Consider the following 24,474-nt stretch of genomic DNA (forward strand, 5'->3'; position numbering starts at 1 on the left):
ATGAACGACCAGCCAGCCACACCCTCGCAGGAATCCCTGGTCGCCCTCGGCCTGGCGGCCAGCCGGGTGGCGCAGCTCATCGTCGACGCCGACTGGAACGTGGCCGCCGCCAGCGCCGGCGCCTGCCGCATGTTGCAGCTGCCGCGCGAGGAAATCGTGGACCGCCCGCTGGAGGACCTGACCACCAGCCTCGCCGTCTTCACCGGGTGCCGCGACCGAGCCTGTCCTGAGGATGGCTGCTTCCGCCAGCTCGATCTCAAGGTGGGAGAGGCGCTCCTGCCTGCCGAGATCCACTGCGAGCAGTTCACCACGCCGGCGGGCCAGCGCTACTACAACCTGGTCCTGCACGACGCCAGCGAGATGGAAGCGCGCGACGCCATGCGTGCCGCCCGGCTGGCCAAGCTGAACCTCCTCAACCAGGTGAGCGAGGCGCTCTATGGAGCCCAGCTCAGCCTGCCCCAGGTGCTGGAGTCGGTGCTCATCGCCATGACCGCCGGACAGGGGCTGCGATTCAACCGCGCGTTCCTGCTGCTGGTGGATGAACGCTCGCGCACGCTGCGCGGCGAGATCGCCATCGGGCCCAGCAGCCGCGAGGAGGCCGACCGCATCTGGCGGGACCTGGCCGACCAGCCCACCGACCTCTACGAGATGATGACCAGCTACGATTCCTCGCTGCGGCAGACCGACGTGGCGGTCAACAACATCGTGCGCCACATGGTGGTCGACCTCGCCGACGAGGACCACATCCTGATCCGCGCCATGTACTCGCGACGGGTGCTCATGGTGAACGGGGACAACGACAGCCCGGGACTCGAGGTGGTGCGCGGCTGGCTCGGCGTGGGCGAGTTCGCGGTGGCGCCCCTGGCCACGCGCCGCGGCGCCATCGGCGTGCTGATCGCCGACAACGCCATCAGCGGCCTGGAGATCACCGAACTCGATCTGGAATTCCTGCAGCTCTTCGCCAACCATTCGGCCAACGCCATCGAGTCCTCGCGGCTCACCGAGGAGCTGGCCCGCAAGGTCCTGGACCTGCGCAAGGCGCAGCAGAAGCAGAAGGAGGACCAGCAGACTCTGCTGCGCATGGAGCGGCTCTCGGTCATGGGTGAGACGTCGGCCATCGTGGCCCACGAACTGCGCAACCCGCTGGTGGCCATCGGCGGGTTCGCCCGGGCGCTCCTGCGCAACCTCGCCGAGGACGATCCCAATCGTCAGTATGCCCAGATCATCACCGAGGAGACCAGCCGGCTCGAACGCATCATCCACGACCTGCTGGATTTCATCCGACCGCAAAAAATGATGCGCAGGATCATGCCACCCGACCAGATCGCCCTGGAGGTGGCACGCAAGATGCAGCCCACCCTGGACCACCGATCCGTGGTCCTGGAGCTGGATCTGCAGGCTGGCGATTCCAGCGTGAATTGCCATCCTGGAGAAATCCAGCAAGTTCTTCACAATCTTGTGTTTAATGCCATTCAGGCCCAGCCGGACGGGGGCCGCGTTCGCCTCAGCAGCAAGGCGCTGGAAGGGGGGGTGCTTCTCCAGGTCGCCGACGACGGCCCGGGTCTTGCGAAAGATGTGGCTGAAAAGATGTTCTCGCCCTTCTTTACTACCAAGACCACGGGGTCAGGATTGGGGCTCACCATCTGCGCCCAGATCATCAAGGCCCACGGGGGAGTCCTTCGGGGTGAGAATCTGACCGAGGGCGGGGCCTGTTTCAGCTTCATCCTCCCGCGGCCCAAGGTGGAAAATGTCTCTGAAGAGTAGACTTTTCCTGGATTTGGGTCCGGGGTATCGTTTAGGCTGGGCGCTGGGACGTGGAGGGCTCCAGACAAGGGAGGTCTGAGGACATGGCCAAGGTTCTGATCGTCGACGACGAACCCCATCTGCGCTTGCTCTACGAGACGGAACTCAGACGAGCCGGCTACGAGACCATGACCGCCAACAATGCCGAGCAGGGCCTCGAATACGTCGAGACCATGCACCCGGATCTGGTGATCCTGGACATCCGCATGGCGGGCATGGATGGAATTGAAGCTTTGCAGCGGATCCTGGATATGGATAATACCATTCCGGTGATCCTGAACACCGCCTATTCGAGCTACCGTGAGAACTACCTGACCTGGTCGGCTGACGCCTACATCACCAAGTCGTCGGACACCACGGAACTGCTCGGTAAGGTGAAGGAACTGCTGGATGCCAAGATGATCGAGAGCTGAGCCCCGGTTCTCGTGGCTCCAGCGGATGCTGGCTGGGGCCGAGGGAGCGGGAATCGGTGGACATCCTCGAGCGCATGCGGCGGACGCTGACCATCGTCCTGGCGGGCGGGCAAGGCGAACGACTCTATCCCCTGACCAAGGACCGCTCCAAACCGTCGGTCCCCTTCGGCGGTAATTACCGCATCATCGACTTCACCCTCTCCAACTGCTTCAACAGCGGCCTGCGCCGGCTCTATGTGCTGACCCAGTACAAGAGCTACTCGCTGGACAAGCACCTGCAGCGCGGCTGGAACATCTTCAACTACGAGGCCGACGAATTCCTCTACCGCATCCCGCCGCAACACCGCGTCGGCACCAAGTGGTACGAGGGGACGGCCGATGCGGTCTACCACAATGTCTACCTGCTCGAGAAGGACAAGCCAGAGTACTGCCTTCTGCTCTCGGGCGACCATGTCTACAAGATGGACTACGGCGACCTCATGGGCTTCCATCTCGATCATGGCGGTACGTTCTCCCTCGGCGCCGCAGTGGTGCCCAAGGAGGGCGCGCAACATTTCGGCATCCTCGAGGTGGACGAGTCCTGGCAGGTGATCGGCTTCGAGGAGAAGCCGCCCAACCCCAAGACCATCCCCGGCGACCCCGATCACTGCCTGGTCAACATGGGCATCTACCTCGTGGATACCCAGTGCCTGGTGAAGGAGCTCTGCCACGACGCCAAGCGCAGCGACAGCCACCACGACTTCGGCAAGGACATCATCCCGCGTCTGGTCCAGCAAGGCGAGGTCTTCGCCTATCCCTTCCGCAACGAAGACACCCGCGAGCCGCTCTACTGGCGCGACATCGGGACCCTCGACAGCTTCTACGAGGCGGCCATGGACTTACTCTCGCGCAAGCCGCCGCTCGACCTCTACGATCGCGAATGGCCTTTCCGCGCGTGGCAGCCGCCGGTGCCGCCGGCCAAGTCGGTGCACAGCTTCAACGAGGACGAGCCCCAGCCGGGTATCCTGGCCAACTCCATCATCGGCGGCGGCTCCATCGTCTCGGGCGCCCACGTGCAGAAGTCGATCCTCCACCGCGGCGTCAAGGTGAACTCGTTCGCCAAGGTATCGGAGTCCATCCTCATGGACGGCGTGCAGGTGGGGCGCTATGCCGAACTGCACCGCGTGATCTGCGACAAGAACGTGATCATCCCCGAGGGGCTTGTCATCGGCCGCGACCTGGACAAGGACCGCAACCTGTTCACGGTGACTCAGAACGGCATCGTGGTCATTCCCAAGGAGATGGACCTCTCGGGCCTCGAGACCGGTTGACCGCGCGACTGGTCGGCACCACATTGTCGGGAGAGGGCCGGCCCCAGTCGTCGGCCCCATGCTTCCGGAGGAACCATGGCCGACAGCAAGAAATCCACCGACCGCCTCGACAACGAACCCCCCGGTGACGGCGCCTCGCTCAGCGAGTCCGAGGTCGAGGTGAGCCTGATCTGCCTGCGCTACTTCCGCGGCGACTGGAACATGTACATCGACTACCTCCAGGGGTCGCGCGTCACCGACGACCAGCGTCGCCGCGATCTGCCCATCGTTGAACAGCTCCGCGATCGGGACCGCCGGACCGAGTATCTCACGGCCTACCTCGAGGACGAGGTGGTGGCCCTGGCCCAGCGCCTGGGTTTCGACGGTCTCCTGCGCATCTGGGAGCACTGCCTCGAGCTCGATCCCGAATCCGAGCCCTTCCCCGAGTTCCGCGGCGAGACCGAGAGCCTGGAAGCCGGCGAGAACGGCGACGACGCCCCCCCGACTCTCCATTAGGTGTCTCGGCGGCGGCATGACGCGAAGGTCCTCGCGAAGGCCGGCCTGAATGGCCGGCCTTCTGCTGCGGAGTTTCGCGCCAAGCCGCCGCCGCGGCTCGCTACTCTTCGTCGGTGATCGGGGGCGGGCCGTCTTCCTCCTCGGATTCCAGAGCGGCGGTGCGGCGGATCATCTGGGCCAGTTCCATCACGTCCTGGTCGGCGGGCAGTTCGCTGACCAGGGTGGTGACCGGATCGATCAGGGCGCTCATCTCGCTACCGCGTGCCCAGTAGCTCTCGCGCAGGATCTCGGCGAACTCGGCGGCCACCGCGGCGGCGCGCAGACGCGGGTTCGCGGCGTCCCAGGTGCGGGCCAGGTCGCCGGTGGAGATGGCGCGGTCGATCTCGGTGACCTCGCCCGCCTTTTCGTGATACCGCGGCTTGGCCCAGCGCAGGCGCAAGGTGCCCAGCTCGCGGGGGCGGCCGCGCTCGAGATCCCGGGCGGCCTCGGCGGTGAGCTTGACCTCGTAGAGGGCGACCGCGGCGTGGCCGGCGCCGATCTCGCCGGCGTCGACCGCGTCGTTGCGGAAGTCCTCGTCGGCCACGTCGCGGTTCTCGTAGCCGAGCAGGCGCCAGCGCACCACGCTGGCGGGGTCGAACTCCACCTGGGTCTTCACCTCGGCGCCCACGTACTGGAGGGTGCCGGTGAGGTTCTGGCGGAACACGCGCTCGGCGTCGGCGAGCTGCTGGACGTAGTGGTAGGTGCCGTCGCCCTGGTTGGCCAGCTGCTCCATCATGACGTCGTTGTAGTTGCCCATGCCGAAGCCGATGGCGGTCAGGCCAGTGCCCTGGTCGGCCTCGTGGCGCACGGCCTCGAGGATGGAACCGGGGCCGGTGTGGCCGACGTTGGCCACGCCGTCGCTGCAGAGGATGAGCCGGTTGATGGCGCCCGCGGCGGCGTGCTCGCGGGCCATGGCGTAGGCCAGGCGCAGGCCGGCCTCGGCGTTGGTGGAGCCGCCCGACTGCAGGCCGTCGATGGCGTCCAGGATGCGGGCGCGGTCCTCGATGCCGGTGGGCTCGAGCACGGTGCGGGCCGTGCTACCGTAGACCACGATGCCCACGCGGTCGCCTTCCCGGAGCTCGTCCACCAGCACGCGCAGCGCCCGCTTCACTAGTTCGAGCCGGTCCTCGCGGGCCATGCTGCCGGAGATGTCGATGACGAACACCAGATGGGCGGGGCGGCGTTCCGAGGCCGCGATGTCGCGGGCGCGCACGCCGATGCGCACGAGCTGGTAGCCCGCGCCGAAGCGGCTGGGCAGGCCATCGACGTGGAGCGAGAAGTCCTCGCGGCCGGTGTGGCCGAAGCCGGGATCGAGGCGGTTGACGATCTCCTCGAGCCGGATCGCCTCGGGCGGCGGCCGGTGACCGTCGGTGAGGTAGCGGCGGGCCACGGTCCAGCTCGCATCGTCCACCTCGATGGCGAAGGTCGAGAGCGCATCCTCCTCGGTGGCCACGAACGGGTTGACCCCGGTGTGCTGGTGGTAGACCAGGTCGTAGGGGCGGTCGTTGGGGTTGCGCCGGCCGCCGGATTCGGCGCCGACGGTGGGGGCGGGCGAGGAGACGGACTGGTCGACCATGGTGCCGACCTCGCCGGACCGACCGCCCCGGACCTGGCGCTCACCCTCGCGCTTGGCCCCACCGGCCTTCGCGCCGGTCGCCTGTTTCACTTCCACCATGTAGCGCGCCGCGTCCACGTCGTAGGGTTCGAGCGTGGCCACCACCACGGCCGGCATGGCGATGTCGTGAACGACCGTGTCGCCAGCGGCCACCGCGAGGGTCAGCGCGGCAGGATCGTAACCGAGGTAGCGGACTTCCAGGGTGTAGGCGCCGGGCGAGAGCTCGGCCAGCGTGAAGGCACCGAGGCTGTCGGCCATGGTGCCGATGGGGGTGCCCTGGATCGAGATCGCGGCGAAGGCCAGGGGTTCGCCCGTCTCCTGGTCGCGGACCTGGCCCCTGATCACGCCGGCGCCAGGCGCTGCCAGGTCGGCGGCGGCACGAGAAGCCACGAGCTGCCGGGGCGCCCTGGCCGCCTCGTCCAGCGTCTTCTCCCCCGATTCCGTGGCCATCTTGCCAGGATGGATGGTCACGGGACTCTCGTTCGTGGGGGCCGGGGGCGCCGCCGCCGGCTGCTCGGAGGAGCGGACGGCGACGTCCTGGGTCGCCGGCAGGGGCCCCCGGCCATCGTCATCGGTGGTGAGGATCAGGGCGATGGCCACGGCGCAGGCAGCGGCGGCCAGGCCGCCGAGCGCCGGCAGCCAGCGGCGCGGGCGTTGCGGATGACGCGCCAGCGGGGCGCGGACCTCGTTCCAGACCTGGGCCTTCTCGCGGTCGGTCAGCCGGTAGGCCTCGCGGTACTCTTTCTTCGTCATGTCTGCTGCCCTCCCATTGCGTCGACGGGCTGCGCCAGCAGCTCTCGCATCCTCTGTGTCGCCCGGTGATGGTGGACCCTGGCCGTGGCCTCGGCGCACCCGATCTCGCGGGCCACCTCGGCGAACGGCAGATCCTCCAGCTCGTGGAGGACCAGGCTTGCCCGCTGCCGGGCCGAAAGCCGCTGCAGCGCGGCCTGGAACGCCTGGCTGCGCACGCTCAGTCCGGCCTCGTGCGCCTCGCGGCGCTCCGGGGCCGGCAGGTCGAGGTCGCCCTCTTCCTGGTGCAGGCTCACCATCTGCCGGAGTTTCCGGCCCAGGCCGCGGCGCCAGTCCAGCGCCAGCCGCAGGGCGATGCCGCGCAGCCACGAGAGCAGCGAGCCGTCGCCACGGAAGCTGTCGAGGTGGCGCCAGGCCTTCAGGTAGGTGTCCTGCAGCAGGTCCCGGGCGGTCTCGCGGTCACCGGTCTGGAAGCAGAGGAAGTTGAAGAGTTGCTGGCAGGTGTCCTCGTAGATGGCGCGCCAGGCTCGTTCATCGCCCTGGGCGGCGCGCCGCGTGAGGTCCAGATCCTGCCGATTCGCTGAGGTTGCCATCGCCGTCACCTCCTCCGGGGGTTACCGGCAAAGACGGGGCGGGAAGGGCGCCCGTTTACGCTCATCGATCGTAGAACTCGGGTCGACGATCCTCGATCACATGGTTGCGCGGCGTGAGCCAGGGGTCGCAGAGCGCGAGGTCGAGATCGACGACGCGGGCCTCGGCCGCCTCGGTACCACATTCGGCGAGGCGCTCGGCGCGCGGCGAGGCGATGGTGCTGCGGCCGATGAACCGCAGTCGGCTCGTGGTGCGGTGCTCCCGGCCCACCCGGTTGGCGGTGATGGTGAAGACGCGGTTCTCCAAAGCGCGGACGGGCATGGCGTCGGGGCAATGGGGCAGAACCAGGTTGGACGGGTGGCAGACGATGCGCGCGCCGCGGCGGGCCAGGGTGCCGGCGGCCTCGGGGAAGAGCCAGTCGAAGCAGACCATGAGGCCGATCGTGGTGCCGCAGGCCGCAAACACCGGGAAGCCCAGGTCGCCGGGGTCGAAGATCAGCTTCTCGTCCCAGAAGAGGTGCGTCTTGCGATAACGCTCGACCGTGCCGTCGGGACGGACCAGCACCGCGGTGTTGAACAGCCGGTCGCCGGCCAGCTCGGCGAGGCCCGCCACCAGGGTGGTGCCGCTGCGGGCGGCGTGGGCGGCGAGCGCCTGGCAGGTCGGGCCGTCGGGGACCGGCTCGGCCAGGCCGGCCAGCTCGGCGCGGTCGGTGAACTGGTAGCCGGTGGCGAAGAGCTCGGGCAGGACGGCCAGGTCGCAGCCGGCCGGGACCAGGGCCAGCGCACTGTCCCGGTTGGCCGCGACCTCGCCGAAGGCAGGATCGGTCTGGACGACGGCGGCGCGGATCACGGTCATGGTTCCACTCCCGGGCAGGTGAGGCGCTGCAACTGGTCCAGGCACCGCTGGTGATCGAAGCGAGTGGCGATATGGTGGCGCCCGGCGGCACCCAGTCTGGCGCTCCAGGGTTGGTCGCGCAAGAGGCGTTGGAGGGCCGCGGCCAGCGCCACGGGATCGTCCGGCGGCACCAGCAGGCCCGTCCGTCCGTCCAGGACTACCTCGGGCAGGCTGCTCGTCCGCGTCGCCACCACGGGCAGACCGCAGGCGGCGGCCTCGGCGGCGGCCAGGCCGAAGCCCTCGGCGCGCGAGGGCAGGACGGCGCAGCGGCAACCGGCCCAGAAGCGAGGGACATCCTCCACGAAGCCCGTGAGGCGCACGGCACCGGGCCGTCGCAGCTGCCGCTGCCAGGCCAGGAGTTCGTCCTGCAGGGGACCGACCCCGGCCAGGTGGAGTTGCGGTGCCTCGGACCATTCGGCGGCCTCGACGATCTGCCAGGCCGCCATGAGGGCGTCCAGGCCCTTGCGTGCGATGAGCTGGCCCAGAAACCCCACCACCGGAGGGCGTTGCTGCAGATCGTGTCCGGCGGGCTGGAATCGGTCGAGGTCGATGCCCTTGTAGAGCAGATGGACGCGGTGGGGGTCGAGCCAGGGGACGCTGGCGAGGACCGTGCGGCGGGTGGCCTCGCTGTTGATCAGCACCCCGGTGGCGGCGCGCTGGAAGTACCAGCGATAGTAGCGCTTGTTCTTGAGCGGGAAATCGCTCTCGCGGCTGGCCAGGCGCACCGGCACGCCGGCCCAGCGACCGGCCAGGCCGGCGGCCTTCAGATCCTTGGTCAGGTTGCAGACGAGCGCGGTGACGTTCTGGCGCCGGAAGTAACAGTAGAGCGCGGCGAGGGTCCAGGGGGCGCCGTCGAAGCGGATGGGGATGGCGGCGGTGTCGAGGCCACGGGTCTGAGCGCGTTGCAGGAGCGCACTGCCCGGCTGGGCCACCACGCTGGTCCTGAGACCGCGATCGCGCAGCCCGGCGGCGGCGTCGAGGAACCAGAGTTCGGCGCCGCCCAGCCCGCGGAGCGAGTTCACGAAGCAGACGTGGCGCTGTTGCAAATGAAAATGACCTTTTGTTCAGGGTTTTACTTTGTGTGCGTGTACAAAGAGTGTTTACTTTAGCCCCATTCGGCAGCCAGGGGAAGAAATGGTGGCGAAACCGGCCGGTTCCACCGTTCCCCTGGGTCACCTGGACCACGTTGGAGGTTCACGTTGGCTACCCAGGATCTGGTCGTCAGGATCGGCGGCGAGGGTGGCGAGGGCGTCATTTCCTGTGGCGAAATTCTGTCCAAGGCCGTGGCGCGTGGGGGTCTCAACATCCACGCGTTTCGCACGTTCCCGGCGGAAATTCGCGGCGGTCTGGCCATGTTCCAGCTCCGCGGCAGTGATGGTCCCGCACGCTCGTTGAGTCAGTCCGTGGATGTGCTTTGCGCCATCAACCACAACGCCTACGACGCGTACGTGGGAAACATCAAGGACGACGGAGTGCTGGTCTACGACCCCGCTTTCGTCAAGCTCGACGACCGTCTCGGCGGCCGCCATCGCATCGAACTGCCCCTCGACGCCATCAGCAACGAGGTCACCGGCACGAGCCGGGGCAAGAACATGGTGGCCATGGGGGCGCTCCTCTCGGTGTTCGACGTACCCGTTGATTATGGCAAGGAACTGGTGGCCCAGCACTTCGGCAAGAAGGGCGCCGAGGTCATCAAGATGAACCAGGACGCCGTGGAGGCCGGGTACGAGTTCGCCGACAAAAACCTCGTGGAGATCCGCAAGCCGTTCAAGCGTCAACCCGAGCGCGACCACATCCTGGTCACCGGCAACGAGGCCGTGGCCCTCGGCGCCATCGCCGCGGGCGTGAACTTCGTGCCGGGCTACCCCATCACCCCGGCCACCCCGATCTTCGAGTTCCTCTGCCGCGAACTGCCCAAGTTCGGCGGCCGCGCGGTGCAGTTCGAGGACGAGATCGCCACGCTGGCCGCCGGCATCGGCGCCAGCTACGCGGGCAAGCGGGTGCTGACTCCGACCAGCGGCCCCGGCCTCTCGCTGATGAGCGAGGCGCTCAACCTGGCGGCCATGACCGAGTGCCCGCTGACCATCATCAACGTGATGCGCGGCGGACCCAGCACCGGCCTGCCCACCAAGACGGAGCAGTCGGATCTCAAGTTCGCCATCTACGGCACCAGCGGCGAGTCGCCGCGCTGCATCATGGCGCCGCTCGACATCTACGACTGCTTCTGGCAGACGGTGCGCGCGGTGCGCATCGCCGAGAAGTACCAGATCCCGGTGATCGTGCTCACCGACCAGGCCCTGGCCTACACGAGCCAGAACATCCCCACGCCCGACCTGACCGGAGTGGAACTGGGCGAGCGCCTGACCCCGGCACTGGACACCGACCCCGAGACCTTCGAGCGCTACGCCATCACCGACACCGGGGTCAGCCCCATGCCGATCCCCGGCGTGCACAACCTCATGTACATGGGCACGGGCCTCGAGCACACTCCCAAGGGTGCGCCCAACTACACACCGGCCAACCACGAGCTCATGACCGAGAAACGCTTCCGCAAGCTGCAGGTCCTCGGCCAGCGCGTGGTCCAGCAGGCCCAGGTGGAAGAGGACGAGCCCGAGGGTTGCGAGATCGGCGTGATCGGCTGGGGCAGCACCTACGGCGCGATCACCGAGGCGCTCGAGAACATCGAGCGTGACACCGGCGTGCGGGTGGCCCACCTGCACCCACGGATCCTCTCGCCGCTGAACGAGTGGCGGATCCGTCAGTTCCTGGGGCCGCTGAAGAAACTGATCGTCCCCGAGGAGAACTACACCGGGCAGTACGCCCACTTCCTCAAGGGGAAGTTCGGCATCAAACCCATCGAGATCCACAAGGCTCACGGCGTGCCCTTCACCGCCGAGGAGCTCTACGCGGCCATCAAGGAGGAGCTGTGATGAGCGACACCGCCCTCAAGGTTGCCGACTTCAAGTCCGACCTCAAGCCGATCTGGTGCGCGGGCTGCGGTGACTTCGGCGTGATCACGCCGTTCTACCAGGCCCTCGCCGAGGTCCAGGCCGTGCCCAAGGATACGGTCATCGTCTCGGGCATCGGCTGCTCGGGCCGGTTCCCGTACTTCTGCAACACGTATGGTTTCCACGGCGTGCACGGTCGGGCCCTGCCCACCGCCGCCGGCGTGAAGATCGCCAACCCCGAACTGACCGTGATCGCCGTCGGCGGCGACGGCGACGGCCTGGGCATCGGTGGCGGTCATATCCCCCACGTGGCGCGCAAGAACGTGGACATGACCTACATCCTCATCGACAACTCGATCTACGGCCTGACCAAGGGGCAGAGTTCGCCGACCTCGCCCCTGGACATGACCTCCAAGACCGCGCCGTACGCCTACATCGAGGACCCGCTCAACCCGCTGCTGATGTTCCTGAGCTACAACGCCAGCTTCGTCGCCCGCGGCTACAGCGGCAAGCCCAAGGACCTGAAGGGCCTGTTCACCGCGGCGCTGCGGCACAAGGGCTTCTCGGTGCTGCACATCTTCTCGCCGTGCGTCTCCATGAACAAGCAGATTACGTTTAAGACCATGAACGAGATCGTCAAGCCGCTGCCCGAGGACTGGGATCCCAGCAATCGGCTCGCGGCCATGGAGAAGGCGCTCGACACATCCACGTTCTGGACCGGTCTCGTGTACCAGCAGGAGCGCGACACCATCCACGAGCGTCTGGACTCCATCGAGGAGCGGGTGGGGCGCTACGACGGCTTGCCGGATCTGCTGGCCAAGTACAAGTAGTCCGGAACCGCGTTCGTGATGCCGGAACAGGGCCCCGGTCAGCCGACCGGGGCCCTCGCCTCCTGGAAGAGCGGCAGTGGGTCGCCGCCCCGTTCCTCGGGCCGGCCCCGGTGCTGGCGGCTGGCCGCGACCCATCCGCATTGATTATCTTGCCCGCATCGCCGCCTCGACCGCCAAGGAGTCCCCGTTGTTCGACCGCAAACCCGCCCGCATCGATCCCCGCGTGTCCTGGTTCGACCAGGTCCACCATCTGCTGTCGCCCATGGCCGGCGTGACCGACCGCCCCTTCCGCACCATCTGCCGCGACCACGGCGCCGACATGGGCTTCTGCGAATTCACCTCGGCCAGCGGCCTCTACTACGAGAACGAACAGACCTGGAAACTGATCGACACAGAGGGGGAAGAAGGGCGCGTGGGCATCCAGATCTTCGGCCAGGATCCCGACCACATGGCCGCGGCCACCCGCCTGCTCAAGCGCCGCCACATGGACGTGCTCGACCTCAACTTCGGCTGCCCGGCCAAGAAGGTGGTCAAGAAGTGCGGCGGGTCGGCGCTCCTGGCCAACGTGCCGCTCCTCGAGCAGATCGTCCGGGCGGTGGTCGAGGCGGCGGCGCCGCTGCCCGTCTCGGCCAAATTCCGCACGGGCTGGGACGAGACCAGTCTCAACTACGAGGAGATCGGCCTGCTGCTGCAGGAGGCGGGCTGTGTCTGGGTCACGCTCCACGGACGCACGCGCAACCAGAAGTACCGCGGCCAGGCCGACTGGGATACCATCGCCCGGCTGGTGGAGGTGCTGGAGATCCCGGTGGTCGGCAACGGCGACGTGGTCGACGGGGAGAGCTTCCGGGCGTTGACCGGGCACACGCGCTGCCACGGGGTCATGGTGGCGCGCGGCGCCATCGGCAACCCCTGGATCTTCGACCAGATGAAGGCCGAGGAGGAGGGCCGCGCCTGGGAACCGCCGAGCTTCGCGGCCATGTGCGAGGTCATCGCGCGGCACGTCCGGCTCGAGGTGGCCCAGCGCGGCGAGAAGACCGGCTGTCTGGTGGTGCGCAAGCACATCGCCAAGTGCTTCCGGGGCTATCCCGGAGCCGCCGGCATGCGCAGGCGACTCTATGCGGAGGACAGCAGCGCTGGTATGATCGCGGTCCTCGAGGAGGCTGCCCGCGCCGGCGATCCGCGCCAGGCCGGGGAGGTCTCCAGCGACCGGGAGGATCTGGCTTCGTGAAAATCGTGCGCCTCGCCCTGGCGGTCGGCCTCGTCGCTGGCCTGGCGGCCTGCAGCAAGCAGGCGGGCCCCGCGGTCGAGACGGCGCCGCCACACCCGATCGGCCCGTACACCCTCGAGCACACCATCGGCGAGGGCGAGACGCTCGCGCGGATCGCCGACCTCTACTACGGCGACCCTGCCCGCGCCGCCGACATCGCCCAGGAGAACGGGGTCACCGACCCCTCGCGCCTGGCCGCCGGATCGGTCCTGCGGCTCAGCTTCGCCCAGGCCGAGTACGACCAGGCGCGCCGCCGCGCCGCCGCCCTCGAACCGTACAACCGTGGCGTGACGGCGTTCTCGCGCGGGGACCTGGACGAGGCCGAGCGCCAGTTCCGCCTGGCCCTACGGACCGAACCAGATCTCACCGACGCGCGGTACAACCTGGCGCTGGTGCTGCTGAAGCGCGGCCGGTCCGAGGCTGCGGCCGACCTGCTCGCCGATCTGGTGGCGGCCAGGCCGGGCGATGCGGACTTCGGCTTCGCCTACGGCAACGCCCTCTTCAAGCAGACCCGGTACATCGAGGCCGCCCAAGCCTTCGGACAGGTTCTGGCTGCCCATCCCGACCACCGCCGGGCGGCCTTCGGCCACGCGCGAGCGCTCCAGGAATCGGGTAGCCGTCAGGAAGCCCTCCAGGCCTGGCAGCGGTACCTCGAACTGGATCCCGACAGCAGCTGGGCGGCCGAGGCCCGCCGTCATCTCCGCGAGCTGCAAGGTGGCTGACCCCATCGTCCTGCGGGGGCTCACCCTGGAGCGCGATGGCCCGGATGGCCCCTTCCCGGTACTCCACGATCTCGAGCTGATCCTGCTGCCGGGGCAGCGCCTGGCGGTGATCGGCGGCAACGGCTCGGGCAAGTCCTCGCTGCTGCGTCACCTGGCCACGCCCGGGGTCTTGCCGGGATGCCGCCCGGGACTGGTCTTCCAGGATCCCGACGAGCAATTCGTGGCGCGGACCGTGGTCGAGGAACTCACCCTGGGCCATCCTGGACTCGACCCCGGGCCGGTGCTGGCCGAATTCGGCCTGACCGGCCGCGAGGGCGAAGACCCGCGCCTGCTGTCGGCGGGTCAGAAACAGCGCCTCCAGCTGGCCCAGGTGCTTGCCGGCCAGCCCGACGTGTTGCTGCTCGACGAGCCCACCAGCCTCCAGGATGCCGCCCAGGCGGGCTGGCTCCGCGAACGCCTCGCGGCCTGGCCCGGCACCATGATCTGGGCGAGCCAGTCGCGGGAAGAGGTGGCGCTCTGCCACCAGGCCCTGGCTCTCGACCAGGGCGCGGTCCTGGCCAGGGGCGAGGTGGCGACACTGCTCACACATCCCGGGGTGGTGGCGCTCCTCGAGCCTCCCTACGCGCCGCCGGCGCCCTCGGAGTCGGCCACAGGCGAGCCGGTGCTCGCACTTTCGGCGGTGGGTTGCCGCTTCCCTGATGGCACCGGGCTGGCCGACGTCGACCTGGCGCTGCGCCCGGGAGAGCGCCTGGGGCTGACCGGTCCCAACGGCTGCGGTAAGAGCACGCTGTTGACCGTGATGGCCGGACTGCGGCGTCCCGACACTGGCGGGGTGCGACTCGACGGGCGCCGGCTCTATGGCCGCGGCGACCAGGATCTGGATCATGGACTGGCCACCCTGGCGCCACAGTTCCCCGAGTACTGCTTCACGCGGCCGGACGTGGCGGCCGAGATCCGGCTCGATCCCCGGCTCGCATCCACCGCCCCCGAGGCATTCCTCGCCGAACTCGGCCTGCCAGCGCATCTGCTGCGCCGGCACCCCCACGACCTCTCCGGCGGACAGAAGCGCCGGTTGGCCCTGGCGCTGGCCCTGCACTCCCGGCGTTCCCTGACCCTCCTCGACGAACCCACCGCCGCCCTCGATGCGCGCGGACGGGCCCTGGTGGCGACGTTGGTGGCGGACGCTCCACCGGCTGGGGCGCTGGTGGTGGCGTCCCACGATCGGTCCTTCCTGCAGGCATGCGGCTGCCGGATTCTGGACCTGGAAAGCGCGGGATATTACCAGCGGCCACGGCCCGGCTGAGCGGGCGCGGGCGAGGCGCTTGCACCGGCGCCTCGGCCCTGCTATCTTCGGGGAGTTCCAGGTCCTTTTTAACGCGGTCCCGCGAGGCCCGAAGAGGAGGCGGCAGGAAACAGAGCGGCCTCATGCGCACCGGCGCGCGGGCCGTTTTTTTGTGCCCGGCCCTCAACCGGCGAGGAGAATCATGAGCTTCACCGAAAAAGCGGTCATCATGAACCAGGAAGAGGTCACGCGCGCCATCAAGCGCATGGCTCACGAGATCCTCGAGGCCAACGGGGGCACCAGCGACCTGGTCGTGCTGGGCATCCAGCGCCGCGGCGTGCCGCTCGCGGGCCTGCTGCGCGAGGCCATCAAGGGGGTCGAGGGCGAGGACCTGCCCATGGGCGCCATCGACATCACCTTCTACCGCGACGACCTCTCCAAGCTGGGACCGTCGCCGCGGGTGGCCACCACCGAGATGCCGCTGGACGTCACCGACAAGGTGGTGATCCTGGTGGACGACGTGCTCTACACCGGGCGCACGGTGCGCGCGGCCCTCGACGTGATCATGGACTGGGGCCGGCCCCGGGCGATCCAGCTGGCGGTGCTGGTGGACCGCGGCCACCGCGAGCTGCCCATCCGTCCCGACTACGTCGGCAAGAACGTGCCCACCTCGCAGAAGGAAGTGATCAAGGTGAAGGTCGCCGAGATCGACGGGAAGCAGCAAGTGGTGGTGGGGGAGGTGCAGGACTGATGAGCCTCAAGCGTAAGGACGTCCTGGGTCTGGAGGACATGTCCGCCGAGGAGATCCTCCTGATCCTCGACATCGCCTCGCGGTTCCGCGCGGTGTTCGACCGGCCGGTCCGGTCGGTGCCCATCATGCGCGGCCGCACGGTGGTGAACTTCTTCCACGAGCCCAGCACGCGCACCCGCATCAGCTTCGAGCTGGCGGAGAAGCGGCTGTCGGCCGACATCGTGAACTTCTCGGTGGCCACCAGCAGCTTCAGCAAGGGCGAGACCCTGCGCGACACCGCCGAGAACCTGGCGGCCATGAAGATCGACATGCTGGTGGTCCGCCACAAGAGCAGCGGATCGGCGCAGTACCTGTCCCGGGTTCTGAGGTGCCCGGTGATCAACGCCGGGGACGGCTGCCACGAGCATCCCACCCAGGGGCTGCTGGACATCATGACCATGCGTCAGCGGCTGGGCGACCTGCGCGGCAAGAAGGTCACCATCATCGGCGACATCGCCCACAGCCGGGTGGCCCGCTCGAACATCTGGGGTCTCGAGAAGCTGGGCGCCGAGGTCACGGTCTGCGGTCCGCCGACCATGGTGCCGGGCAACATCGCGCGGCTGGGCGTCAAGGTGGAATACGACCTGAAGCGGGCGGTGGCCCAGGCCGACGTGCTGAACATCCTGCGCATCCAGCTCGAGCGCGGCGCGGGCACCGGCTTCCCCAGCAACCGCGAGTACCATCGGCTCTACGGGGTGACCGAGGACGTGGTCCGCGGGCTCAAGCCCGAGGCCTTCATCATGCACCCCGGCCCCATGAACCGGAACGTGGAGATCGCCAGCGAGGTGGCCGACGGCCCGCGCCAGGTGATCCTCGACCAGGTGGCCAACGGCGTGGCTGTGCGCATGGCCCTCATCTACCTGCTGTCCGGCGGCGATCCGGGCGCCCTGGCGTCCGACGAAGCGGCCTGACCGCACAAGGAGACACGACATGGAGTGGAGCTGGCAGCGCATCCCCGCCGAGTACCTGGTGACCGGCGTCAAGCTCGCTCGCGGTGGCAAGGTGTCCAACCGCAAGGGCTTCCTGCACGTGAAGAAGGGGCGGATCGAGGCCATCGGGGTGGGCAAACCCACCGCCGAGGGCCTGCCGGTGCTCGACGCCGAAGGCCTGGTCCTGGCGCCCGGGTTCATCGACACCCACGTGCATTTCCGCGAGCCGGGCCAGGAGGAGAAGGAGACCGTGGCCACCGGCTGCCGCGCCGCCGCGGCCGGCGGCTACACCGCGGTGGTGACCATGCCCAACACCGACCCGACCATCGACAACGCGGGCCTGGTCCGTTACGTCATCGACCGAGGCGTGGAAGCGGGCCTCTGCAGGGTCTTGCCCACCGGCGCCATCTCGGTGGGCCGCCAGGGCGAGGCCATGGCCGAGATGGGCGCCATGGTCGCCGCCGGCGCCGTGGCCTTCACCGACGATGGTTCGCCGGTGCAGAGCGGCAAGCTCATGAGCAACGCCCTGAAGTACGCCAAGGTGCTGGGCGTGCCCATCATGAGCCACGCCGAGGACCTGAGCATCGTGGCAGGCGGCTGCATGCACGCGGGCTACTGGTCGACCCGCCTGGGCCTGTCGGGCATGGCGCGGGCCAGCGAGGATTCCGCCACCTTCCGCGACATCGAGCTGGCGCGCGCGGCCGGCGGCCATCTGCACATCGCCCACGTGTCCACCAAGGGCGCCGTGGAGATCATCCGTCGGGCCAAGGCCGACGGGGTGCACGTGACGGCCGAGGCCACCCCGCATCACTTCAGCCTCGACCACAGCCGTTGCCGCGACTACTCGCCCCGCTTCAAGATGAACCCCCCGCTGCGCGAACCCGACGATGTGGCCGCCATCGCCGACGGCCTGGCCGACGGCACCATCGACTGCATCGCCACCGACCATGCGCCGCACACGGCCACCGAGAAGGAACTGCAGTTCGACCAGGCGCCCTTCGGCGTCATCGGGTTGGAGACTGCCTTCGCGGTGGGGGTGACCTACCTGGTGGATACGGGCAAGATGGACCTGGGCCAGCTGGTCGCCTGCATGGCCGAGCGGCCCGCCGACGTCATGGGTCTGGCCATCGGCCGTCTCGAGGAAGGCAGCGAGGCCGATTTCGTGCTTCTGGATCCCGAGCGCGAGTGGGTGGTGACCGCGGACAAGCTGCGGTCGCGAAGCCAGAACAGCAGCTTCCTGGGCGAGACGCTCAAGGGGCGCGTGCTGGCCACCTTCATGCGCGGTCGGTTGACCTGGCGCGAGGAGGACCCTAGCCTTGATTAGCGGCCCGGAACTCCGGGACGACCCAGCGGTTCCACGCCTCAGTCCACGAAACGACGCTGCAGGACCCCCCTGAATCCTGTGGGCGAAAGGCAGCGCGGTTTGAGCACGATGCAAGACACTTCGGGACCGGCGGCTGCTTTCAGGGGAGCCGCCCGCCGCCTGGTCAAGACGCTGGCGCTGCTGATTCCCCTAGCGCTGATCCTGGCCAGCGGCTGCGCCAAGTACAACACGTTCTACAACGCCGAGAAGGCGTTCGACGACGCCGAACGTCAGCGCGAGGAGAAGCTCAAATCCGGCGAGGACGTGGCCAAGGTCTCCGGCGATCAGAAGCAGAAGTACCAGCGGGCCATCCAGAAGGCCCAGAAGATCCTCGACCGCTATCCCGGCAACAGCCTCACCGACGACGCGCTCTTTCTGCAGGGGAAGTCTTACCAGCGGCTCGCGAGCTACCGCATGTCGATCCGCAAGCTCGACCTGCTCTTCGTGAACTTCCCCCAGACCCCGTTCCTCGAGGAGGCGCTCTTCCTGCAGGCGGTCAACTTTCTCATGCTCGGCGACGCCAGCCGCAGCCAGGATCTGCTCGACCGCCTCGAGCGGCAGTACCCCGAGAGCCGTTTCCAGTCCGATGCCCTCCAGGCCAGCGGGGACAACGCCTATACCCTGGAGGACTGGGAAGACGCGATCACGGCCTATCACCGCTACCTCGAACGCTTCCCCGACTCCGAGAACTGGGACGACAGCAGCATCCGCCTGGGCGAGGCTTACTGGGAACTCGAGCGCTACCAGGAGGCGGTGCCGGTGCTGCAGAACGTCCTCGACCGTTCCAGCAAGGCCGACCGCGTGTTCCGGGCGCGCATGCTGCTGGCGCGCTGCCTGGTCCAGCTGGGCGATCACGAGGGGGCCGACGCGCTGATCCGCACCCTCAAGATGGAGGCGGAGATCTATCAGAAGCAGGGGGATGTGCAGCTCATCGAAGCGGAGAGCCTCTTCGCCCAGGGGCGCGATGGCGACGCCATGGCCATGCTCGAGCGTATGCCCGATGAGCAGCTCACGCGTGAGGTCAAGCCGGTGCGCGCCGAGATGCTGGGCTATGCCTACCTCGAACGCGAGGACCTGGAGAAGGCCAAGGAATACTTCCAGGAGGCGGTGACCGGGTCCAACCTGCTCGAGGAACCCGAGGTGACGCGCCGGCTCCTGGGCACCATCCGGGACTATCTGGCCGCGGCGGGTCAGTTGCCCGACGCCGAGCCACCTCGGGCCGCCCGGTTGCGGTTGCTGCAGGCCAACTCGCTGCTCTTCGGCTTCGACCGCGTGCACCAGGCCTACGACCTCTACACCGCCGTGGCCGCCGACACCGCCGCCGACAGCACCATCGCGCCGCGGGCCCTCTATGGCGCCATGCTGGTCCAGGCGGCCTACCTGGACAATCCCGACTCGGCGGCGGTTTTCGCAGCCGAGCTTGACCGGCGTTTCCCGGATTCGCCGCAGGCCTACGAGGCGCGCAGCGGCGAGGACAGCGACTTGCTCGCGTTCCTGCTGGCCCAGGAGTCGGCGCGCCTGGCCGCCCAGCGAGCCGACCAGGGTCTGGTGGCATCGGCCAGCGACCTGCTCGGCGCCCAGACCACGGAGGAGAGTCCCACCAGGTTCGGCCTCCGCCGCCGGCTGATCTATCTGCAAAGGCGAGATCCCCTGATCTATCCACCGCCGCCGGCCGCCAGGCTCCGGCTCGAACAGCGTCAGGCCGCGGAGGCTGCCGCCCGCGCCGCGGTGGCGGCCGAGGTCAGCCCGGCGGTGGCCCCCGGAGAGACTCTGAGCTTCGCGGCGGGCGACGCACCCCGCGACACCGTGGCCGATTTCAGTACCGCTCCCGAGACCATGACCACACGCCCGGCGGTGCTCGATACCTTGACGCTGCCACCAGAGACCGAACCCGCACCGACTGTCAGCGATACCACTGCGCTTCCACCGGAGCCCGAGCCGGAGGAGGAGCCCAAGAAGGAGAAGCCGCAACGGTGGGACTTCTAGAAACCGCCACCTGGGACCTCACTGGCCGCGTGTCCGCGAACGCGCCCGTGTCCCGTGGCCTCCTGCGCCTCGACCTCGAACTACCCCGGGCCATCGACTTCGCCCCGGGCCAGTTCGCTATGCTCAACCTCACCGGACCGGGACGCCTGGTGTTCCGGCGACCCTTCAGCGTCCTCGCGGTGGAGGGCAAGCTCATCTCGTTTCTCTACCGGGTGGTGGGCCGGGGTACGGCGCTTTTGGCCGACCTCGCGGTGGGCGCGACCGTGGAGTGCCTGGCCCCGCTGGGCCGGCCCTTCCCCGCTCCGACCACCGACACGCCCATGCTCCTGCTCGCTGGCGGTGTGGGCCTGCCGCCGCTGCAGGCCTGGTGGGAGCGGCATGGACGCCCGGGTGACATGGCCTGTTTCGGTGGTCGTGACGGCGGCGACGTGCCCTGGAGATTGCTGCCCGAGCCCTGGCAGGTGAGCGTGGATCGGCCGGACGACATGCCCGCCGATCGCGTCGCGTTCCACGGCCTGGTCACCGACCTCGCGCGCACCCTGCTCGCGGCCGAGAACGACCCCCGGCCGCGCCACGTGCTGTCGTGCGGCCCGACTCCGCTCCTGCGCGCCGCGGCCGCCCTGGCCCGGGAGCGCGGCTGGCCGTGCCACATCTCGCTCGAGGAACACATGGGTTGCGGCTACGGCGTGTGCAAGGGCTGCGTGGTGCCCGTCCTCAGCGACGACCTCGCCGGCTGGCGCAACGCCACCAGCTGCACCGAGGGGCCGGTGTTCTCGGCCGACGAACTCGATTGGGACCGCTTCAGCGCTTCCCACCCCGGAGGTGCGTCGTGAACCGTCCCGCCTGGTTCCAGACACCGGTGTGTCGTCCGTTCACCCTGGGGCCCCGTGAGCTGCCGGGACGGATCTGGACCGCGTCGGGCTGCTTCGCCTACGGGCTCAGCGGTCACGAGATCGCCGCCGAGGATCTGCCCACGCCCTACCAGGGGATCGGGGCCGTGGTCACCAAGACCGTCACGCCCCAGCCGCGGTCGGGCAACCCCATGCCGCGCCTGGTGGAACTGCAGCACGGCGCCATCAACAGCATCGGTCTGGAAAACGTGGGCTTCGCCGCGTTCCTGGCCGAGGTGCTGCCCGAGCTGGAGCGGCTGGAGGTGCCCACGGTGGTCAGCCTGGCCGCCACCCGGCCCGAGGAGTTCGGCCCCATGGTGGCGGAATTGCACGCCCTGGGCCGGAACATGACGCATTGGCACGGCGTCGAACTGAATCTGAGCTGCCCCAACGTGGCCGAGGGCGGGCACGATTTCGGCAGCAGCCCCGAGACCGTGGCGGCCTGCGTGGCCGCCGCACGGCCGCACTTGCCAGACCGGGCGCTCATCGCCAAGCTCACCCCCAACGTGGCGCGCATCGCGCCGCTGGCCGCCGCCGCCGCCGAGGCGGGCTGCGATGCCGTGGCGGCCATTAACACCGTGGTCGGCCTGGATGTGGACCTCGAAACGGGCCAGCCCGCGTTGCCGCGCCGCTTCGGCGGCTACTCGGGACCGGCGATCCAGCCCATCGCCCTGGCCAAGGTCGACGAGATCGTGCGCGAGGTGGGGGTGCCGGTGGTGGGTGTGGGTGGCATCGCCGACGCCAGCGATGCGCTCAAGTTCTTCGCGCTCGGGTGCGCGGCGGTCCAGGTGGGGACGGCGCAGATGTGCGATCCGTTCGCGGCGGCCCGGGTGGCCGCGGAACTGGCCACGCTGGTCGCGTCGGGCCAGGGCTAATCGTCCTCCAGCTCGGGGAACTCGCGCAGCAGCGCCACGTCGGGGTCGACCTCTTCCTCCTCGTCCACGTCCGCGGGCAACCCCTCGGGGAACTCGGCCTCGAGCAGGCCGATCAGCGCCTGGTCGCTCTGGAGGATCGATTCGGCCAGCTCGGTGCCCAGAGCCATGGCCTGGTCGGCGGGGCCCTCGCGTACCTGGAGCGCCGCGGCTGCGGCGTTGGAGGAACCCACCGAGCCGGAGATGATCAGGCGGCCGCCGGTGCAGCGGGCCAGCACGCCCACCGGCAGTTCCAGATCGCTGGCGAAGCGTTGCAGGAACGCGTGCTCGGCCTCCATCTCGCGCTGCGTGGCCTCGCTGTGCAGGGGCGCCAGGAGTTCCCGCGCCTCGACGTCGTCCGCCCGACCCAGCACCACCAGGACACCCTGGCCGCCGCTGGGCAGGATCATCTCGGGATTGAAGATCTCCGCCACGATGCTCTGCAGGCCGAGGTGCTCGGCCACGGCGGCGGGGGCGACCAGGCCATCCAGGTCGCAGCGCCGCAGGAGCGCCTCCAGCGCGGCCTGCATGCCGCCGCGCAGCAGCTGCACGTCGAGCTCGGGCCAGAGCGCCTGCATCTGGGTGCGCGAGCGCAGGTTCAGCACGCCGATGACCGATCCCTCGGGCATGTCGTCGATGATGGCGTTCTGGCGGGTGAGGAAGGCGTCGAAGGGCGTGTCGCGCGCCGGGATGGCGGCGTAGGCCAGCCCCTCGCGCAGCGGCAGCACCATGTCGAGGGCTCGGACCACGGCGAGGCGGAATTCACCGGCCAGCAACTGGTCCTCGAGGTGCTCGATCTCCGCCGTGCTGGCGGCGAGGAACGACTCGCTCTCGAGTTGCTCCTCGGTGACCGGCGACGGCACCACCTGCAGGCGAGTCTCGAGGCGTGGGTTGGCCTCGTTCAGGCGATCCATCAGGACCTGGGTCTGGTCCTTGGAAAGCTGGGTGTTCAGGCATCCGAAACTGACGACCTTGGCGGTCACTGCCTAGCCTCCACATGGGGGGTGGGGCGAGGCCGCGACCTTCAGTCCGCGGCCTCTTCCTGACGTCCGAGGAACTCCGCCACCAGCTTACCGATTCTCTCGGCCTGGGCAAAGGGTAAAGCCGCGTGAATGGGCAGGGTCAGGATCTCGCGCCCCGCGACTTCGGCCACTTCCAGGCTGCCGGCGATGCGACAGTACTCCATGAGGGGATGATGGTTCAAGGGCGGGTCGTAGTAGATGCCCGTGTCGATGCCCTCGCTGTCGAGGCGGTGCTGGAGCCGGTCGCGTGCCTTGCAGCGGACCCAGTACTGATGGTAGGTGACCTTGGTGCCCTGGCCCAGGTCCTCCACGGCGAGGCGGTTCTGCTTGGGGATCACCGCGTCGTAGGCGGCGGCGACCTGGTCGCGGTCGCGCTGCTCGTCGTGGAAATTGGCGAGGCGGTGCCGGACGACCATGGCCTGGATCTCGTCGAGCCGGCTGTTCCAGCCGCAATAGAGGTTCTTGTTGATCCAGAGCGCCTTGTGGCCGCGGAGCTGGCGGATCCGGTCGGCGTCGGCCTGCTCGCGGCAGAAGATCAGGCCGCCGTCGCCGATGCCCGGCAGGTTCTTGGTGGGGTAGAAGCTGAGGGTGCTCATGCGGCCGATGCTGCCGCAGGGGCGGCCCTTGTAGAGCGTACCCCAGGCCTGGGCCATGTCCACGATGACCTGCAGGTCGTTCTTGGCCGCGATGTCCATGATCGGGTCCATGTCGGCCGGCGCGCCGAAGATGTGCACCGGCAGGATGGCCCGGGTGCGCGGCGTGATGGCGGCCTCGATCTTGGCCGGGTCGATGTTCAGGTCGTCCGGCTTGATGTCCACCAGGACCGGCCGGGCGTGGAGCATGATCACGGCCTCGATGGTGGCCTCGAAGGTGTAAGGCGTGGTGATCACCTCGGTGCCCGGACGCACGCCGGCCATGGCCAGCGCCAGGTAGAGGGCCTCCGAGCCGCTGGCCACGCCCACGGCGTCGGCCACGCCGCACTGGTCGGCCATCTCGCGCTCCAGCGCATGGACCTCTTCGCCCAGGATATACTGGCCCGACATGAGGATCCGCTCGAAGTCGGCCATGATCTGGTCCTTGAGCGGTTGCATGGGCGTCACGAGGTCATAGCGGGAAATGCGCTGCTTCTTCTGGGTAGACATGGGATCCTTTCAATCCACGACGGTTCAGAAATCCTTCTGGTCCCAGTCGTAGGGAATGGCGGTGTCGTGGGGGTCGACACGAAACTCGTCGGGTTCGTCGTGGTTGTACGGATGGGTGGGCAGGTTGACGATCATGGCGGTCTCGGTGCCGATGCCCTTCATGCCGTGGAGGACCCCCTTGGGGATCACCAGCAGGATGGGGTTGCGCTCGCCCATGAAGAACTCGTTGACCTCGCCCCGGGTGGGGGAATCCTCGCGGCGATCGTAGAGCACGACCTTGGCCATGCCCTTGACGCACACGAAGTGGTCGGTCTGCAGCTTGTGCCAGTGCCAGCCCTTGACCACGCCGGGGTAGACCGCGGTGAGGTAGCACTGGCCGAACTGCTGGAAGAAGGGGTCGTCGCTGCGCAGCATCTCGTAGAGGAAGCCCCGTTCGTCCGGGATCACCTTGAGCTGCTTGATCTGCGCGCCGTCGATCATGA

General features: G+C 68.6%; 22 protein-coding genes. 15 read left to right on the top strand and 7 right to left on the bottom strand.

Annotation, left to right across the window (positions count from 1 at the left end):
• The 4 genes from IFSED24_RS01700 (at window position 1) to IFSED24_RS01715 (ending at window position 4,021) form a co-directional block, all read left to right on the top strand.
• On the top strand, window positions 1-1,764 hold the full coding sequence (locus tag IFSED24_RS01700; RefSeq protein WP_491333503.1) for a PAS domain-containing sensor histidine kinase: 1,764 nt from the start codon (window positions 1-3) through the stop codon (window positions 1,762-1,764).
• Between the two features lie 83 nt (window positions 1,765-1,847).
• A complete protein-coding gene (locus tag IFSED24_RS01705; protein ID WP_491333504.1) occupies window positions 1,848-2,216 on the top strand; it encodes a response regulator in 369 nt (122 codons plus the stop codon).
• A 56-nt stretch (window positions 2,217-2,272) separates the two neighbouring features.
• Window positions 2,273-3,526 (top strand): glucose-1-phosphate adenylyltransferase, encoded by a 1,254-nt coding sequence (gene glgC / locus IFSED24_RS01710; RefSeq protein ID WP_491333505.1) that lies wholly within the window; start codon window positions 2,273-2,275, stop codon window positions 3,524-3,526.
• Window positions 3,527-3,601: 75 nt separating this feature from the next.
• Window positions 3,602-4,021, top strand: coding sequence for a hypothetical protein (locus tag IFSED24_RS01715; RefSeq protein WP_491333506.1), 420 nt, complete (start codon window positions 3,602-3,604; stop codon window positions 4,019-4,021).
• A 100-nt stretch (window positions 4,022-4,121) separates the two neighbouring features.
• On the opposite strand, the gene IFSED24_RS01720 is transcribed toward IFSED24_RS01715, so the two are convergent.
• The 4 genes from IFSED24_RS01720 to IFSED24_RS01735 all read right to left on the bottom strand — a co-directional run bounded on the left by IFSED24_RS01720 (window position 4,122) and on the right by IFSED24_RS01735 (window position 8,956).
• Window positions 4,122-6,428, bottom strand: a complete 2,307-nt coding sequence (locus IFSED24_RS01720) for a YfbK domain-containing protein (protein WP_491333507.1) — start codon at window positions 6,426-6,428, stop codon at window positions 4,122-4,124.
• Window positions 6,425-7,018: an RNA polymerase sigma factor gene (locus tag IFSED24_RS01725; RefSeq protein ID WP_491333508.1), complete on the bottom strand. Its 594-nt coding sequence runs from the start codon at window positions 7,016-7,018 to the stop codon at window positions 6,425-6,427. The genes IFSED24_RS01720 and IFSED24_RS01725 overlap by 4 nt, the downstream gene beginning before the upstream one ends.
• A 61-nt stretch (window positions 7,019-7,079) precedes the next feature.
• Window positions 7,080-7,871: a nitrilase-related carbon-nitrogen hydrolase gene (locus tag IFSED24_RS01730; protein WP_491333509.1), complete on the bottom strand. Its 792-nt coding sequence runs from the start codon at window positions 7,869-7,871 to the stop codon at window positions 7,080-7,082.
• Entirely contained in the window at window positions 7,868-8,956 is a 1,089-nt protein-coding gene (locus tag IFSED24_RS01735) for a glycosyltransferase family 4 protein (RefSeq protein WP_491333510.1), read from the bottom strand. Before IFSED24_RS01735 ends, IFSED24_RS01730 begins: the two co-directional genes overlap by 4 nt.
• A gap of 153 nt (window positions 8,957-9,109) precedes the next feature.
• Here IFSED24_RS01735 and IFSED24_RS01740 point away from each other — a divergent pair, with 153 nt between their 5' ends.
• The 11 genes from IFSED24_RS01740 (at window position 9,110) to IFSED24_RS01790 (ending at window position 21,792) form a co-directional block, all read left to right on the top strand.
• Complete coding sequence (locus tag IFSED24_RS01740; RefSeq protein WP_491333511.1) at window positions 9,110-10,840, top strand: 2-oxoacid:acceptor oxidoreductase subunit alpha; 1,731 nt, start codon at window positions 9,110-9,112, stop codon at window positions 10,838-10,840.
• Window positions 10,840-11,688: a thiamine pyrophosphate-dependent enzyme gene (locus IFSED24_RS01745; RefSeq protein WP_491333512.1), complete on the top strand. Its 849-nt coding sequence runs from the start codon at window positions 10,840-10,842 to the stop codon at window positions 11,686-11,688. Before IFSED24_RS01740 ends, IFSED24_RS01745 begins: the two co-directional genes overlap by 1 nt.
• A 187-nt stretch (window positions 11,689-11,875) precedes the next feature.
• Window positions 11,876-12,916: a tRNA dihydrouridine synthase DusB gene (dusB, locus tag IFSED24_RS01750; RefSeq protein ID WP_491333513.1), complete on the top strand. Its 1,041-nt coding sequence runs from the start codon at window positions 11,876-11,878 to the stop codon at window positions 12,914-12,916.
• Window positions 12,913-13,677 carry a tetratricopeptide repeat protein gene (locus IFSED24_RS01755; RefSeq protein ID WP_491333514.1) on the top strand — a complete coding sequence of 255 codons (765 nt, stop codon included), beginning with the start codon at window positions 12,913-12,915 and terminating at the stop codon, window positions 13,675-13,677. Before dusB ends, IFSED24_RS01755 begins: the two co-directional genes overlap by 4 nt.
• Window positions 13,670-14,980, top strand: a complete 1,311-nt coding sequence (locus IFSED24_RS01760; protein WP_491333515.1) for an ATP-binding cassette domain-containing protein — start codon at window positions 13,670-13,672, stop codon at window positions 14,978-14,980. The genes IFSED24_RS01755 and IFSED24_RS01760 overlap by 8 nt, the downstream gene beginning before the upstream one ends.
• Before the next feature lie 181 nt (window positions 14,981-15,161).
• Entirely contained in the window at window positions 15,162-15,710 is a 549-nt protein-coding gene (pyrR, locus tag IFSED24_RS01765; RefSeq protein WP_491333516.1) for a bifunctional pyr operon transcriptional regulator/uracil phosphoribosyltransferase PyrR, read from the top strand.
• A complete protein-coding gene (locus IFSED24_RS01770; protein WP_491333517.1) occupies window positions 15,710-16,660 on the top strand; it encodes an aspartate carbamoyltransferase catalytic subunit in 951 nt (316 codons plus the stop codon). Before pyrR ends, IFSED24_RS01770 begins: the two co-directional genes overlap by 1 nt.
• Before the next feature lie 19 nt (window positions 16,661-16,679).
• Window positions 16,680-18,002 (top strand): dihydroorotase, encoded by a 1,323-nt coding sequence (locus IFSED24_RS01775; protein ID WP_491333518.1) that lies wholly within the window; start codon window positions 16,680-16,682, stop codon window positions 18,000-18,002.
• A gap of 108 nt (window positions 18,003-18,110) precedes the next feature.
• Window positions 18,111-20,027 carry a tetratricopeptide repeat protein gene (locus tag IFSED24_RS01780; RefSeq protein ID WP_491335084.1) on the top strand — a complete coding sequence of 639 codons (1,917 nt, stop codon included), beginning with the start codon at window positions 18,111-18,113 and terminating at the stop codon, window positions 20,025-20,027.
• Between the two features lie 47 nt (window positions 20,028-20,074).
• A complete protein-coding gene (locus IFSED24_RS01785) occupies window positions 20,075-20,860 on the top strand; it encodes an iron-sulfur cluster-binding protein (RefSeq protein ID WP_491333519.1) in 786 nt (261 codons plus the stop codon).
• On the top strand, window positions 20,857-21,792 hold the full coding sequence (locus IFSED24_RS01790; RefSeq protein WP_491333520.1) for a dihydroorotate dehydrogenase: 936 nt from the start codon (window positions 20,857-20,859) through the stop codon (window positions 21,790-21,792). The genes IFSED24_RS01785 and IFSED24_RS01790 overlap by 4 nt, the downstream gene beginning before the upstream one ends.
• On the opposite strand, the gene IFSED24_RS01795 is transcribed toward IFSED24_RS01790, so the two are convergent.
• The 3 genes from IFSED24_RS01795 to IFSED24_RS01805 are packed head-to-tail and all read right to left on the bottom strand — an operon-like array spanning window position 21,789 to window position 24,472.
• A complete protein-coding gene (locus IFSED24_RS01795; protein WP_491333521.1) occupies window positions 21,789-22,811 on the bottom strand; it encodes a hypothetical protein in 1,023 nt (340 codons plus the stop codon). The two genes, IFSED24_RS01790 and IFSED24_RS01795, sit on opposite strands and share 4 nt — an antisense overlap.
• Window positions 22,812-22,852: 41 nt before the next feature.
• The gene (locus IFSED24_RS01800) at window positions 22,853-23,992 is read right to left on the bottom strand and encodes a DegT/DnrJ/EryC1/StrS family aminotransferase (RefSeq protein ID WP_491333522.1); all 1,140 of its coding nucleotides are present in this window, start codon (window positions 23,990-23,992) and stop codon (window positions 22,853-22,855) included.
• 24 nt (window positions 23,993-24,016) lie between these two features.
• A complete protein-coding gene (locus tag IFSED24_RS01805; RefSeq protein WP_491333523.1) occupies window positions 24,017-24,472 on the bottom strand; it encodes a dTDP-4-dehydrorhamnose 3,5-epimerase family protein in 456 nt (151 codons plus the stop codon).
• Between the last annotated feature and the right edge of the window lie 2 nt (window positions 24,473-24,474).

The organism is Candidatus Latescibacter sp. IFSED24, assembly GCF_058273205.1.